Here is a 14,784-nt window from a genome sequence, read left to right as displayed (position 1 = left end):
GATTATTCACTCCTTTGAACCAGTTGTGATGGGAGATCAATATCGCGCTGGGAATCGGCATCTTCAATTTCGATGAGGTGCACGGACTCGCCACGTAACAACTCACGCGCGCCGTTGTCACCGGTTAACTGACTGAGTTTGCTGTACCAGTTACGGTCGAAGGCCACGGGATGACCCGGTTGCGTGCTCACACATGGCCGCACCAGCGTGTGAGATTTCAGTGCATCAGCCACCTCCACAAACACCGCTGGTGGAACAAAAGGCATATCCGCAAGATGAATCAGCCAGCCTTGCCAGTTCGCATTCGCGCGAACACCGGCTGCGATCGACTCACCCAACCCAGAACTTTCAATCAGCGTAACGGGAATCTGCTGTGCGAGGCACAACGCTTGAACCTTGCTGTTTTCCGGCCGCGTCACTACATGCACTTGCAGGCCAGAAGCCAGTGCATTACATAGCGTTTGCGCAAACACGCTGCTGTCGTTGAGCAATGCGTTAAGTTTATTGCCTTCGCCGCCCGCTTTTTTGAAGCGTTCGGCACATCCTGCGGCGGCAATAATAATGCCTGCTTTCATGTTCAAGGGTGATTCCTCACTACCTTCCTGATTACGCAATATGATGAGTAATTTGCGCAACAATGTTTTTTTTATGAAAATGAGATGTTAATTCTCACATGGTTTAGCTTAAATATATATACTTATATTCACTACGGAAATGAATAAGAACTACGCATAATTGTTTGAAAAAAAGACAATAATAAATTTAAATGGGATGTTTTATGAGCAATTTTAATCCATCACGGCGCAGTTTTATTAAACGCGCGGTGGTAGCCGGAGTCGCGGTATATCTTGCCCCTCTCTATAGCCGTGCCTACGCCGCGCTATTCGAACAAAAAATTCTGCACTCGCCGAACTGGGATGCTAAAAACAAACGCATCCGTTTCCGAATCGACGGGCAATCAAAAGTGATTGGGCAGAAAGTTTTTGCCCGTGATATTCGTGCGATTGACATGCCTCATTGGCCGCAGAAACAGGCGCACGCCTTTATTTTGCGCACCACTAAAGCCGACAGGCTATTTAGCGGTATCGATCTCTCTTTATTGGGCGATGAGCTGAAACCGGATCGCATCGTCACCGCTGAGGATCTGGCGCGTGATGGCCTGGCATTCCCGGCCTTCTACGGCGAAGACATGCTGCTGCCAACCGGCAAAACGCCGGCCTATCTTGGGCAAGCCGTTGCCATTCTGATTTACCACGATTTTGCCCGTTTCCGCTTTGCCAAAGACAAACTGAAATTCAAAGATGAAGTGATCCAGTACGGTGCCGAAATCGGCCCGCTGGAACGTGACCCGTGGGGCACATTCCGCTTTGTGCGCGTCGGCGGCGCCACCTCGCAAGACGACGATCATTTCTCCAGCCTGAAAGACATGCCGATTTTCCCGGTATCGATGAAAAAGCATTTGCCGGTCTGGCCTGAAGGGCGAGAAGGCGGCAAGCTGGATCAGGAAGGCATGTATTACGCGGGCATGATTGCCGATGAACTTAAGAACCCGCCTGAAGACTGGCTGGTGCTACAACGCCGCTACACCACGCAATCCATCGACACCGCCGCCCTTGAGCCGGATAACGCCAACGGCTGGTTCGACACTGCCACACAAACGCTGCATATGGTGGTGCCGACGCAATCCCCGCAGGAAGTGGCCGACGAAATGCCGCGCATGCTGGCAAAAGCCACTTCGCCGGTAAAACAGCTAATTCTGCATCCGTGTTACACCGTGGGCTACGGCTCGAAAGATCACTATAACTTCCCGTATTACGGCGCGGTTGCCGCGATGTATGGCGATGGCCATCCGGTGCGCCTCGCCAACGACCGCTACGAGCAGTTCCAGACCTCAATCAAACGCCACGCCTTTGACATGAATTACACCATTGCGGTCAACAAACAGACCGGCGTGCTGCAATCGTTTTTAGGCGATATGACCGCCAACGGCGGCGGGCGCAGCAACTTTACGCCATCAGTTGCCATGGTCGGCGCGACGGCTGCGCAGTCCATTTACTACTTCCCGAAAAGTGATTTGTCGGCAGTCGGCATCGCTTCCCGCGCTATCGACGCGGGTTCCGCTCGCGGCTACGGCACGTTGCAAAGCATGGCCGCCACCGAAATGATGGTTGATGAAATCGCCGCCGAGCTGAAAATCGACCCGATTGAATTCCGTATGCGCAACGCGCTGAAATCCGGCATGAAAAACACCCAGGGCGCTATTCCGGCCGGGGCGATTCGCGTGGATGAAGTGCTGGCAAAAGCCGCAAAACATGAAATCTGGCTGAAACGTGCTGAACGCAAAGCCGAATTTGAAATGAAGAACCCAGGCAAACGCTACGGCGTCGGCTTTGGCTGTGTGCAAAAAGACTTTGGCACTGGTGCCGAAACCTCGTTTGCGCGTGTGGAATTGAGTGCCGATGGTCGCATTACTTTGCACCACAGCGGTGCGGAAATGGGCACCGGCATGTCGACCTCGCAATCGGTATTGTGCGCGCAATGGCTGGGGAAACCTGCCGACGAAGCGCATTTCTCCGTCACCGACTGGTCGACACTACCGATTGTCACCAGTGGCGACCCGTACATTATGTCCCAGGAAGAGCAGGACAAACTGGCGGCAAACCCGGCATGGTCACCGTCTTACTGCTCGCCATCAAGCGCCAGCAACTCGGCTTTTTACTTCTCGCACAGCACGCGTGAAGCGGCGCGTTTAGTGTTCGAGCAGGGCGTGTGGCCTGCGGCGATGGCAATCTGGAGTACCGGAATCGGCGGCGGCCAGGCGGCTCCGTTAGTGGTGCGTATCGACGATGCCCGTTGGGTTGAAGGTGGCTTAACCGCGGCCGGAATGGAAATTCTCAGCATCGAATTGTTGGCGAAAAAAGCCCACGAAATGGGGCTGATGACCGGTGCTGCGGTGCACGTATTCAACCGTTGGCAGTGGGCAGAAGCTGATTTCAAACTGGGCGAGCAAAGCAGACGCCTGCCGATTGATGGTTTATCGGTGCGCAACGGCAACGGCGAATTCGTAACGCTTGCTCGTGAACACGTTTACTACCCGCCAACCCAGCGTAACAACGCGGCGGTGACGTACTACAGCGCGGTCGGCACGCTGGCAGAAATTGCGGTAAGCCTCGCAACCGGTGAAGTCGAACTGCTCAATCACCACTCAATTATGGAATGCGGCAACTTGATCGTGCCGGAACTGGTTTCCGGGCAGTTGCAGGGCGGCCTGGCGATGGGTATCGGCCACGCGCTCCACGAATATTTACCTCTCTACGAAGACGGGCCGGGTAACGGCACATGGAACTTCAACCGTTACCACATGCCGCGCGCCAGCGATGTTGCCGTCTGGAAACAGACCGGCGATATCCTGCCTGCGCTTTCGGAAACTGATCCGCCTAAAGGCATGGCAGAAGTCGTGATGATCCCGGTGGTTGCCGCGATTGTTAATGCGCTTGCCGACGCCACCGGTCACCGTTTCCGTGATTTGCCTGTCCGTGCTGAAAATATTCGTGAGGTATTACCATGAGCATCAAAACCAAACCAATGACCCTGACCATCAATAACAAACCGTACGGCCCGATTGACGTGCCGGAAGGGTTGATGATGATCGATTTCCTCCACGAATATGTTTATCTGACCGGTTCGCGCCTCGGCTGTGGGCAGGGCATTTGCCACGCCTGTGTAGCGATTGTCGATAACCCAAGCGGCACCAGTGAAGAAGTGCGCACCTGCATTACCGGCGCGCATTTCTTTAACGGTAAAAAAGTCCGCACCGTGGAAGGCCACGCCAAAGTTGACGAGCAGGGCGAAGTCGTCGAGCTTTCGCCAATCCAGCAGTCATTCCTCGATCATTACAGTTTCCAGTGCGGCTACTGCACACCAGGTTTTGTGAATGCCGCCACGATTTTTGTTGAGAAACTCAAGCGCGAGCCAATCGAGCGCGACGAACTGGAAGGCGCAATTTCCCAGGCGCTGGAAAACCACATCTGCCGCTGCACCGGCTACGTGCGTTACTACGAAGCGGTGCGCGACGTGGTGCTGAAAACGCCGGGGCTGGTGAAGGAGGCGGTGAAATGAAAAAGCGTCTCGCGCTAATCGTACTGGTGATTATCGCCATTATTGTGGCGATTCTGTACTGGCGGGAATACCGCACGTATGACGGCCCGGTGCAAAAAGTCACCGCCAGCAAAGAGCAAATCGAGCGCGGCAGTTATCTTGCTAAAGCGGCTGACTGCGCGGCTTGCCACACGGCATCCGGCGGCGCACCGCTGGCGGGTGGCTATCCGCTGGAATCCCCATACGGCACGATCTACGGCAGTAACCTCACGCCGTCGGCTGATTACGGGATTGGTCGCTGGACGAAAGATGATTTCTACAAAGCGCTGACCGAGGGCGTTGGCCCAACCGGACGCCATCTGTTCCCGGCGATGCCATACACCTCGTACAAAAACATTTCGCGCCAGGATTCTGACGATATTTATGCGTATCTGATGACCCGCCCGGCGGTAGACGTGAAGACGCCGGATAACGAAATGAGCTTCCCGTTCAACCAGCGTATCGCGCTGATTGGCTGGAATATCCTGTTCCACGATAAAAATCCACTGCCTGCTATTTCCACCGGCAACTCTGCCGACTGGCAGCGTGGGCGTTATCTGGCTGATGTGCTTGGGCACTGTGGCGAATGCCATACCGAGCGCGGATTACTCGGCCAGATGAAGCTCGACAAAGCGATGCAGGGTGGGGAACTTGGGCGCTTTATGGCCCCGGATATTACGCCGAAAGCGTTAGCGCAACGCGGCTGGACGCCGAACGATGTGAAGCAATTCCTCACCACCGGCATTGCGCCACAGGGCAGCGCGTTTAGCGAAATGCACATGGTGGTTGATCTGAGCACGCAGCATTTGACGCCTGAAGATCAAAAAGCGATGGCGACGTACCTGATGGGCGAAGCGCCTCCGGCGGCGATCCCGGCGAAACTCGGCCAGGGCAAAGAAGCAGGGCGCATGACGTATCTGGATCAGTGTGCTGGCTGCCACGCCCGTGAAGGCGAGGGCAAACCGCACGTTGCGGTTTCGATGCTGAACAACGCGACGCTGCGCCAGCCGGATGCGAAGAACCTGATCGTTTCGGTGATGGACGGCCTGCCTGCGCAAAACTTCCCGAACGGGGAGAGTATGCAAAGTATGCCAGGGTTTGGTGATCGTCTGAACGACGAGCAAATTGCCGAATTGGTGAATTATCTGCGTGTGACATGGGGTGGTTTGCCGGGGGATGTGACGGTGGATCAGGTTAAGGCGCTGAGACCAGCGCAGAAGTAAACTGGGGGTTGGGGCCTATGCCGGGTATGGCGGTGTTCCGTTCACCTGGAAGTTCTCCTTTCCCATAAATATCAATGAACGGTGAACGGGTAAGGGGGCTGGCGTGAGCCACCTGGCACGTTCACCGTTCGCAGATTTATGAAGGATCGAAGTACTTTTAGGTGAACGGAAAACCACCGTCCGGGCATAGGACTCACTCTGACAAGAGGAAATCCAAAACCGCTCCCCCCATTTGCAACCGCTTAACTCCCCATTCAACCGCTCACCAAAACTCCCGCCTATTGCGTAACCAACCCATGCCAGCATAGCGCTGAACTTTTTACCTTTGCCAATGGAGTGGGTTATGCAACACGCACTAACTTTTGTTATCGCGACTTTGTGTGTTCTGACCATCTGCTATCGTCTTTATGGGGTGTTTTTCGTCCGTAAAGTTCTGAATGCTGATGACTCAGAAATCACACCGTCACATGTTCTTGAGGACGGCAAAGACTACGTCCCGACAAAAAAATGGGTTAACTTCGGCAGCCACTTTGCCGCAATTGCGGCAGCAGGGCCGTTAGTAGGCCCTGTTCTGGCGGCACAATACGGTTATCTGCCGAGCTTCTTATGGCTGCTTATCGGTTGTGTGGTGGGTGGTGCGGTGCACGACACCGTAGTGCTTTTCGCCTCGATGAAACACCGCGGGAAGTCACTCTCAGAAGTGGCAAAAGCGGAACTTGGCCCGGTTGCTGGCTGGTGTACCGGGCTTGCGATGCTATTCATCATCATCATCACCATTACCATGGCGGGTTTGTCGATGGTGGTGGTGCATGCACTCGAACGTAACCCATGGGGCATGTTCGCGGTGTTTATGACTATCCCTGTAGCGATTTGCGTTGGCCTCTGGGAGCGTTATACCGGCAGTATGCGCGGTGCAACCTGGGTTGGGATCATTGTTATCTTCGCCTGTGTGATCATTGGCCCATATATTCAGGAATCTTCATTTGGCGAGTGGCTGAGCCTTCGTGCCTCAACAGTGAGCCTGGTGCTGCCGTTCTACGCGTTCTTCGCCACTGCGCTGCCTGTCTGGATGCTGCTGACACCACGTGGTTATCTCTCAACCTTTATGAAAATCGGTGTTTTCGGTGCGCTGGTCGTTGGTGTGGTGTTCATCAACCCAGAAATTCAGTTCCCGGCGGTGACGCAGTTTATCCACGGTAATGGCCCTGTGCTGGCAGGACCGGTATGGCCGTTTATTTCTATCACCATCGCCTGCGGCGCGATTTCCGGTTTCCATGCATTTATCGGTTCCGGTACAACGCCTAAGCAAATCGACAAATGGAACGATATTCTGCCCGTTGCTTTCGGTGCGATGCTTGCGGAATGTGTAGTTGGCGTGATGGCGCTTATCGCTGCCACCTCGTTGCACCCTGCTGACTACTTTGCCATTAACTCCTCGCGCGAAGTGTTTGCTGGCCTTGGTATGGATGTGGTGAATTTGCCGCAGCTTAGCGAATCTATCGGTCTTGACCTTTATGGACGTACTGGTGGGGCTGTAACACTTGCCGTCGGTATGGCTGATATCTTTACGCGTATTCCGTGGTTCAGCCATCTGGCATCCTACTTCTTCCAGTTTGTCGTGATGTTTGAAGCGGTGTTTATTCTGACTGCCGTAGACTCCGGTACTCGCGTTGCACGTTACTTGCTGCAAGATTTCCTCGGCGATATTTGGCCACCACTCAAACGCACTAACTGGATGCCGGGTGCAATTGGTTGCAGCATCGTCGCTTGCCTGTTGTGGGGCTATTTGCTGAACTCTGGCGATATCAACTCAGTGTGGGCATTGTTTGGTGTTTCTAACCAGCTAATGGCTTCAATCGGACTGATGATTGGCGCAACCATTATTCTGCGTATGTCGGAAAAACGCTGGTACGTGCTGTGGCGTGCTCGCGGGAATTCAGAACCAATTGAGTTGTTGTCTTAATAGCAATTGATTTGAACAGTGCTAAAAGCCGGTCTTCCATGACCGGTTTTTTTTATTGGCAGGCTTTCGCTTCTGCTTTGGTCAGGTCACTACGGCTGCAATCCAGCGGACGACCGGATACGCCTTTAGCGTCAATGGCGGCTTGCTCTGCAGAAACAATCACACCGTTTGCGCGATGTTTGCCGGTCCAGCTCACATCTGCACTGCCGTCTGGCGTTGTGGATATAGACAGCACAATGCCCTGGCCGGTGGCTTCATAGTAGTTATCGTTAACTTTCTTCAGCTTCATTTCTTTACCGTTCAGGTAAACCGGACCGCCCTGGTCGATATGCACATCACCCGGCTGACCCTTGCCGTTAAACAGCGGCAAGCTGGCACTAGCAGAAAAAGCGACAAAACCCAGAACCATCACTAACGTTTTCAGTTTGCTCATCATTAACTCTCTTATCAGAATTTGTTCTCAATCTATTCACAAGCGCGAATATGAGAAGGGAAATATTTCCGGAGCGAGATAATGCTGCCGGGCGAGATGACCGATACTGATTTATATCAAATTGGTGAATGGGTTTTGTGGTGAATATTCTTAATAATGATAAATGATGGCCGCAATCCGGTTTAGCACATTGCGGCCAGGTATTTACTCTTCGGTTACAACTTTGCTTGTTGGCTGCTCAAGGATCATCGTTTGTGTCTGGCTAAGACTAATACCTGCCGCGCGCAGCATTTTGAGGATCTCATAAAGCAGGTCACTGCGCGTTGAGCTGACCATTCGCGGGCTGTTCACATAACCGGTAACACTCAGCACAATCCCGGTTGGCCCCAGTTCTTTAAAGCTGACTGAGGGCTGAGGGTTTTCCAGAATCGATTCATGCAGGTTATACGCCTCGAGCAGTAAATTACGGACTTGCTCAGGGTCGATATCCAATGGGAAAGTCAGAGATATAGTTGCCACACCTTGCGCATTGCCCATCGTGGCGTTTCGTACGTTCTGCGAAATAAGCTGGGAATTCGGCACAATGACCGTTGATTTGTCACCCAATTGAATCTCTGTGGCACGTACGTTGATACGGCGAATATCACCCTCAACACCGCTGATACTAACCAGATCGCCCACTTTTACCGGACGCTCGGTCAACAAAATCAAGCCGGAAATAAAGTTCTTCACAATTTCCTGCAAGCCAAAACCGATACCAACCGACAGGGCGCTGACTATCCATGCCAGTTTGTTCCATTCGATACCGAGCATCGACAACGTGAGCATGATAATCAGCACGTAACCGACGTTAGTGAACAGTGTTACCAGCGAAGCGCGCAGGCCGCGGTCCATATTGGTTTTTGGCAGGAAATCGTTATCCAGCCAGCGACGAGTTGAGCGTAGAACGTACCAGCCCACCACCAGACACAACACCGCATTAAGTGCATGAGCCGGGATGATATTCATCCCTTCGAGGCCTTTACCACCCCACATATCCGCGATTTTAGTCAGTAACTCCATCGGCGTTGTCGTGCCAAAGGTACCGTTAAGCAAAGCGACTGCTGCCATTACCAGCAGTGATGTCTTCCCAACCGCTGAGAACAGAGTCGCGGCAAGCGACAGATGGCGGTCGTTGAGACTCAGCGTGCTTTTAAGGATTTTCCCGCTGTGGGTTGACGGAGAGAATACTGCTTCACACAAGTCCACCACGAAGTGAATCAGCAGATACAGGCTGCAAACCACCAGGCCAATCCACAACAATTCAAAGGTGACGAAACGGGCCAGTGGAATGTAACCAATCAACAGCGCCAGCAGGATAACAAAAGCGGTGAGGCTGATGACGAGGTGAATAAGGCCCGCAACGGTTGAACGCGCTTCTGTTTGCTCGCCTTCGGCACGCATTTTCCTGCGTATTCGGTTGACGCGAACAGGTGCAATCAGGCAATTGAGCGCAACTAGCAAAGCGGCCAGACCATTACCAAATAACGTGGCATCGATACTCGCTCCAACCAGCGAGTTCAACTGCTCGATGATACCGAAGATAAATATGAAGGCTGCCAGTAAAATCGGGAATGACGCCAGCGTTTTTGCCAGCGGGTCGGCAATACCCGGCAGACGCCAGGAAGGGTGACTATTGGAGAGCAATGCGATGCCAAGACCGGCAATCACCGCGGAAAAATAGGTCAGCTCGACCAATTGTCCTGCAAACTCATTAACCCATGGCGAGGTATCAGGCAGGCGCGTGAAGGTATAGCACAGCAATTGTATGCTGATACCCAGCGTCAGTGTTGTACTCAAGGTTGTGAAACAGGCGAGGAAACTGCGGCGAAAACGGCCTTGCGGCAGCCAGCGAGGCAGAATCCAGTTCATTGGTTTATCCAGCCCGAAACGACCAAACACCCCAATCCCCAGCGCGAGTAACAAATAGATACCCGAACCTATTCGCCATTCATCGCTCCAGGCCTCGGCCCAGGCATCACTAATCTGAGTGCCAAATTCACCGAAGCGTGCAGCGTCTTTGTCGTTGGGTTCGAATACGGGTGACCAGAATTTTTCGCCAAGAATACTGCCGGTATTCAGGGCAATTTGTGTTTTGAGCGCATCGCGGCGCAATCCAGAAATTTGCGAAGAGAGGTTTTGCGCGGCAACTGCAATGGCTTTGGTTTGCTCGATTTGTGTGGTGAGCAAGGTTTTACTGTTGTTCAGTTGTTTGCGTTGGCTAACAACTTGCGGCGTTTCGGCCAGTGCCCCTGGTGCCGGTGCCGGTCCAAGAACATCCAATTGTGCCTGAACCTGAGTTAATTGTGGTGCCAGTGCAACGGCGAGCTTATCGGCTTCACTCACCAATTTTTGCGAATCGTCATTTAGGCTGGTGAATTGTTTATCGGTTTTTGCCGCGGATACTCGCTGCTTAAGTGAATCCAGGCGCTTTTGCAACGCGGGAATGACCGTGCTGGCATTGATCTTAACCGGCTCTTCACTGGCTGTTTGCCCGGTAGGGTCATCCGCATGAGACGGGAAAGGCATCACCATTAAACAAGACAACAATGCCAACAGCAGCAAAGGCATTTTTAACATTTTTGGTATCATCAGGACAGATCCAGTGAATCAATAAATTAGCGGCGTAAAAACAATTTGCTAAGAATATCTTGAATTGGCGCTGAGTGTACCAGGTTTTATCTGCTTAATTCACCAAGCGTCACCCTTCATGGTGCTTCTTCGTCAGCATCACTCATCCATCCGGAAGTCGTAGGTCGATATCTTAGAGCTTAATAGGACATTACTGAGGCAAGATAAAGGTTTGTTACATGTTATTAAATATTTATTTAACTTAAATTGCTCATCGTCGAAGAGATGGTGTTTTAAATATTAATTTAGACTTCATTGCTGACGATAAATAAATGTCTCCTTAAGGATTGAGGTGAGCGGGTTGGCTATATATGACCCCGGTTATTCACTGGAATAATGAAGGATGCATTATTCACATAGGGTAATTTAATAATTAAAGGAATCTCGATGAAATTCAGCAAAATTGCGTCCTCTTTGGTTGCAGGTATTGCATTAGTGAGCGGTGCAGCTCAGGCCGATGTAGTGACAGTAAATGGCGGTACGGTTCACTTTAAAGGTGAACTAGTGAATGCGGCCTGTGCGGTGAGCACGCAGTCTTCCGATCAAACGGTGAAACTGGGCCAATACCGTACGGCTGCATTTACTAAAGTGGGTGACACTTCCGCGCAGATCCCATTCACCATCGTGCTTAACGATTGCGACACCACAGTCTCCACCCTGGCTTCTGTCTCATTCTCAGGCCAGACTGACGGCACCGACCCTACGCTTCTGGCGATTAACTCGGGTGACAACAGCACCACAGCAGGCGGCGTCGGTATCGAAATCCTCGACAGCAAATCGAAAGTGTTGACCCCGGATGGTTCTGTCTTCTCCACCGCGCAGACACTGATTGACGGGACGAACACCTTGCCGTTCACCGCGCGCTATAAATCTACCGCAGCCATCGCTACAGCAGGCCAGGCCAACGCTGATGCGACATTTGTAATGAAATACGAATAATTAAGTTTTGCAGGGATAACGCAAGCCTCAGAAATGAGGCTTCTTTTATTAACGAACAGAAATTCATTATTCCTGAATTAAACATTTTAATATTAGTAATAATGATGGTGCCGTGTGATGACGACTTTATTTAAACAAGGCTCGGCCATAATGCTGTGCCTGTTAATGTTTTGCTTTAATGCACAAGCTGCCGGTGGCGTTGCACTGGGTGCAACACGGGTTATTTATCCTGCCGAGGCAAAACAAACTTCGCTCTCAATTAATAATAGCGATAGCAAAGAACGCTTTCTGGTGAACTCGTGGATTGAAAATAGTACAGGTGCCAGAGATAAAAGTTTTATTGTCACGCCTCCGCTTTTTGTTAGTGAGCCATCGAGCGAAAACACACTGCGTATTATTTACGCCGGGCCACCGTTGCCAACAGACCGCGAAACTATTTTCTGGATGAACGTGAAAGCGATTCCCTCGGTCGATAAAAATAATCTCGACGGCAGCAACGTACTGCAACTGGCGATTTTGTCGCGCATCAAGCTGTTTGTGCGTCCTCAAAACTTGAAAATGCAGCCAGAAGAGGCGCTAAAACAACTGCGCTTTAGCCGCAACGGCGGGCAACTGAGCGTTCACAATCCTTCACCGTATTACGTCAGCACCGTCAATCTTAAAATTGGCAACGAAAAACTGGCTAATACCCTGGTCGCGCCAAAAAGCGTGTCGCAAGTGGCGGTTTCACCCGCGCTAAAAGGTGCTATCTCCTTCCAGACCGTCAATGACTATGGCGCGGTGACGCCTGTGCAAGCGGGCGTAATGCTGTAATGCAGGTAATCTGCGCAACAAGGATATCTGGCAGATGATCAACAAGTCAGTCCCCCCGCTTGCGGCGATGATAGTGGCCGCGCTGTGGCCGGTAATCAGCTCCGGGGAAAGCTACTTTAACCCTGGGTTTTTGTCGGCAGAAGATGCCGCCATGGCAGATTTATCGCGTTTTGAAAAAGGTAGCCATCAGGCACCGGGTGTCTATCGCGTGGACATCTGGCGTAACGATGAATTTATCTCGACCCAGGATCTCCGTTTTATTGCCAGCGACGCCAGTGGCGGAAAAGCAAAATCGAGCGGCCTGGTACCGTGCCTTGACACTGACTGGTTGAAGCGGCTGGGCCTGAACATGCTCGCTTATCCGGCGCTTGCGAAGTTTAAGTCCGGGGAATGTGTACCGATCGCGGTGCTTATCCCTGATTCTGAGACAAATTTTGATTTTGCCAAACTACGCCTGGATATCAGCTTGCCGCAGGCATCGCTGCTTAACAGCGCCCGGGGCTATATACCGCCGCAGGAGTGGGACGAAGGGATTCCGGCAGCGCTCCTCAACTACAGCTTTACCGGCAACCATGGCAGCGACGACGATAACTATTATTTAAGCCTGCAAAGTGGCCTGAACTACGGAGCCTGGCGGCTGCGTAACAGCGGTGCCTGGAACTACACTCGCGGAGATGGCTACCACACTAACAGTTGGAACAACATCAGCACCTATGCTCAACGGACGATTATTCCACTCAAAAGCGAGCTGGTATTAGGCGACAGCAACACGGGTAGCGATGTGTTCGACAGTCTGGGATTTCGCGGGGCGCGGCTCTATTCGGCTGACAGTATGTACCCCGACAGCCTGCAAGGTTACGCGCCAACGGTACGCGGTATCGCACGTACCCACGCCAAAATCACCATTCGCCAGAACAGTTTTGTGATTTACCAAAGCTACGTTTCACCGGGTGCATTTACCATCAGTGACCTGAACCCCACCTCTTCCAGCGGCGACCTGGAGGTCACTCTCGAAGAAAAAGATGGTACCCAGCAAAAATACACCGTGCCTTATTCCACTGTCCCGTTATTGCAACGGGAAGGGCGGCTGAAATTCGACCTGGTGACCGGGAATTTCCGTAGCGGAAGCGACCAGCAGGATACGCCATTCTTCACCCAGGCCACGCTGATTGCGGGTTTACCCTACGGTTTTACCGCCTATGGCGGTACTCAGCTAGCCGAAGACTATACCTCCGTGGCGCTGGGGGCCGGGAAAAACCTCGGGGAGTGGGGGGCGCTTTCAATGGATATTACCCACGCCCGCAGCCGACTTGCAGATGACAGCGACCATCAAGGCCAGTCGCTACGGTTCCTGTACGCCAAATCCCTCAGCGGTTACGGCACTAACTTCCAGCTGTTGGGTTACCGCTATTCCACGCGTGGTTTTTATACGCTCGATGAGGTGGCATACAAAAATATCGAAGGCTACGAATACGCCGATGAAGCGGATGGTGGACGCAAAAATGAGCCGGTTGTGCAGAGCTACCACAACTTGCGTTATAGCAAGCGCGGTCGATTTCAAATCAACGTTTCTCAATCACTGGGTGATTACGGGTCACTCTATGTTTCAGGCAGCCAGCAAACTTACTGGGAAACCAGCCAGAACAATACCTGGTATCAGGCCGGATATGCCAGCGGCTGGCGCGGGATCAGCTACTCACTTTCTATGTCGTGGAGTAAATCCGTCGGGATCGCCGATAGCGATCGCATTATGGCCTTTAACCTTTCGGTGCCATTCAGCACCTTGCTGGGGCATGGCTATTCGCGCACCAGCACCATCGATCACGCTTACGCCACTTTTGCTGCCAGTAACAACTCAGATGGCGATGCTACCGTGCAAACAGGTATCGGCGGAACATTACTTGAAGACCGAAACCTCAATTACAGTGTCACTCAAGGCCACAGCGACACTAACGGTTACAGCGGAAGTGCCACGGCTAATTGGCAGGCTACCTACGGCACATTGGGGCTAGGCTACAACTACGACCGCGACCAACACGACTACAACTGGCAGGCTTCTGGCGGCGTGGTGGGTCACGCCGATGGCATCACGTTTAGCCAGCCGCTTGGTGACACCAACGTGTTAATAAAAGCGCCGGGAGCCAGCGGGGTGGGCGTCGAAAACCAGACCGGGGTGAAAACTGACTGGCGCGGATACGCGGTGATGCCTTACGCCACGGTTTATCGCCACAACCGTATCGCTCTCGATACCAACACCATGGATAACCACACCGACATTGAAAACAATGTCAGCAGTGTGGTGCCTACGGAAGGCGCATTGGTGCGTGCGGAATTTAAGGCGCGCGTGGGCGTGCGGGCAATCATCAACGTAACCCGTAGTGGGCGAGCGGTACCGTTCGGCTCTGTGGTGCGCGAAGAAACCACAGGCATCACCAGTATGGTCGGCGATGACGGGCAAATTTACCTTAGCGGCTTGCCACTCCAGGGAAAACTGCTGATTCAGTGGGGCGAGAGCAAAGGATCACAGTGTTTCGCACCATTTACATTACCGCCTGAAAGCCTGACTCAGGCAATCGTCGTGGCGAGTGCGACCTGTTCATAGGATT

Annotated in this window: 9 protein-coding genes and 1 pseudogene; 7 read left to right on the top strand and 3 right to left on the bottom strand. The window is 52.6% G+C overall.

Features of this window, described 5'->3' with window-relative positions:
* Window positions 1-2: 2 nt before the first annotated feature.
* Window positions 3-575, bottom strand: a complete 573-nt coding sequence (locus tag GC128_RS11700; protein WP_151994531.1) for a nucleotidyltransferase family protein — start codon at window positions 573-575, stop codon at window positions 3-5.
* A gap of 203 nt (window positions 576-778) precedes the next feature.
* Between GC128_RS11700 and GC128_RS11695 the strand changes: the two genes are divergently transcribed.
* The 4 genes and pseudogenes from GC128_RS11695 to GC128_RS11680 all read left to right on the top strand — a co-directional run.
* Window positions 779-3,568 (top strand): xanthine dehydrogenase family protein molybdopterin-binding subunit, encoded by a 2,790-nt coding sequence (locus tag GC128_RS11695; RefSeq protein WP_151994447.1) that lies wholly within the window; start codon window positions 779-781, stop codon window positions 3,566-3,568.
* A complete protein-coding gene (locus tag GC128_RS11690) occupies window positions 3,565-4,119 on the top strand; it encodes a (2Fe-2S)-binding protein (RefSeq protein WP_120065299.1) in 555 nt (184 codons plus the stop codon). The genes GC128_RS11695 and GC128_RS11690 overlap by 4 nt, the downstream gene beginning before the upstream one ends.
* On the top strand, window positions 4,116-5,360 hold the full coding sequence (locus tag GC128_RS11685) for a cytochrome c (protein WP_151994446.1): 1,245 nt from the start codon (window positions 4,116-4,118) through the stop codon (window positions 5,358-5,360). Before GC128_RS11690 ends, GC128_RS11685 begins: the two co-directional genes overlap by 4 nt.
* 343 nt (window positions 5,361-5,703) lie before the next feature.
* Window positions 5,704-7,278, top strand: a pseudogene (locus GC128_RS11680) (carbon starvation CstA family protein); the annotation flags it as partial.
* 97 nt (window positions 7,279-7,375) lie between these two features.
* Here GC128_RS11680 and GC128_RS11675 read toward each other — a convergent pair.
* A complete protein-coding gene (locus GC128_RS11675; protein WP_226812081.1) occupies window positions 7,376-7,759 on the bottom strand; it encodes a hypothetical protein in 384 nt (127 codons plus the stop codon).
* 201 nt (window positions 7,760-7,960) lie between these two features.
* On the bottom strand, window positions 7,961-10,366 hold the full coding sequence (locus GC128_RS11670) for a DUF3772 domain-containing protein (RefSeq protein ID WP_193216251.1): 2,406 nt from the start codon (window positions 10,364-10,366) through the stop codon (window positions 7,961-7,963).
* Between the two features lie 447 nt (window positions 10,367-10,813).
* Between GC128_RS11670 and fimA the strand changes: the two genes are divergently transcribed.
* The 3 genes from fimA (at window position 10,814) to GC128_RS11655 (ending at window position 14,780) form a co-directional block, all read left to right on the top strand.
* The gene (gene fimA / locus GC128_RS11665) at window positions 10,814-11,365 is read left to right on the top strand and encodes a type 1 fimbrial major subunit FimA (RefSeq protein ID WP_151994444.1); all 552 of its coding nucleotides are present in this window, start codon (window positions 10,814-10,816) and stop codon (window positions 11,363-11,365) included.
* Between the two features lie 117 nt (window positions 11,366-11,482).
* Window positions 11,483-12,178, top strand: coding sequence for a type 1 fimbria chaperone FimC (gene fimC, locus GC128_RS11660; RefSeq protein WP_151994443.1), 696 nt, complete (start codon window positions 11,483-11,485; stop codon window positions 12,176-12,178).
* Window positions 12,179-12,212: 34 nt separating this feature from the next.
* Window positions 12,213-14,780 (top strand): fimbrial biogenesis usher protein, encoded by a 2,568-nt coding sequence (locus GC128_RS11655; RefSeq protein WP_151994442.1) that lies wholly within the window; start codon window positions 12,213-12,215, stop codon window positions 14,778-14,780.
* Window positions 14,781-14,784 lie beyond the last annotated feature (4 nt).

It is taken from the genome of Buttiauxella massiliensis (assembly GCF_902500225.1).
Lineage (GTDB): Bacteria > Pseudomonadota > Gammaproteobacteria > Enterobacterales > Enterobacteriaceae > Buttiauxella > Buttiauxella massiliensis.
Note: the sequence above shows the minus strand (reverse complement) of the source record. Positions and strands in the feature narration are given on the sequence as shown.

What these genes read in the sequence shown, in the direction of transcription:
- fimC (WP_151994443.1), top strand. Translation starts at nt 11,483, where the DNA reads ATGACGACTTTATTTAAACAAGGCTCGGCCATAATGCTGTGCCTGTTA.
- GC128_RS11685 (WP_151994446.1), top strand. Translation starts at nt 4,116, where the DNA reads ATGAAAAAGCGTCTCGCGCTAATCGTACTGGTGATTATCGCCATTATT.
- GC128_RS11670 (WP_193216251.1), bottom strand. Translation starts at nt 10,366, where the DNA reads ATGCCTTTGCTGCTGTTGGCATTGTTGTCTTGTTTAATGGTGATGCCT.
- GC128_RS11700 (WP_151994531.1), bottom strand. Translation starts at nt 575, where the DNA reads ATGAAAGCAGGCATTATTATTGCCGCCGCAGGATGTGCCGAACGCTTC.
- GC128_RS11695 (WP_151994447.1), top strand. Translation starts at nt 779, where the DNA reads ATGAGCAATTTTAATCCATCACGGCGCAGTTTTATTAAACGCGCGGTG.
- GC128_RS11675 (WP_226812081.1), bottom strand. Translation starts at nt 7,759, where the DNA reads ATGATGAGCAAACTGAAAACGTTAGTGATGGTTCTGGGTTTTGTCGCT.
- GC128_RS11655 (WP_151994442.1), top strand. Translation starts at nt 12,213, where the DNA reads ATGATCAACAAGTCAGTCCCCCCGCTTGCGGCGATGATAGTGGCCGCG.
- fimA (WP_151994444.1), top strand. Translation starts at nt 10,814, where the DNA reads ATGAAATTCAGCAAAATTGCGTCCTCTTTGGTTGCAGGTATTGCATTA.
- GC128_RS11690 (WP_120065299.1), top strand. Translation starts at nt 3,565, where the DNA reads ATGAGCATCAAAACCAAACCAATGACCCTGACCATCAATAACAAACCG.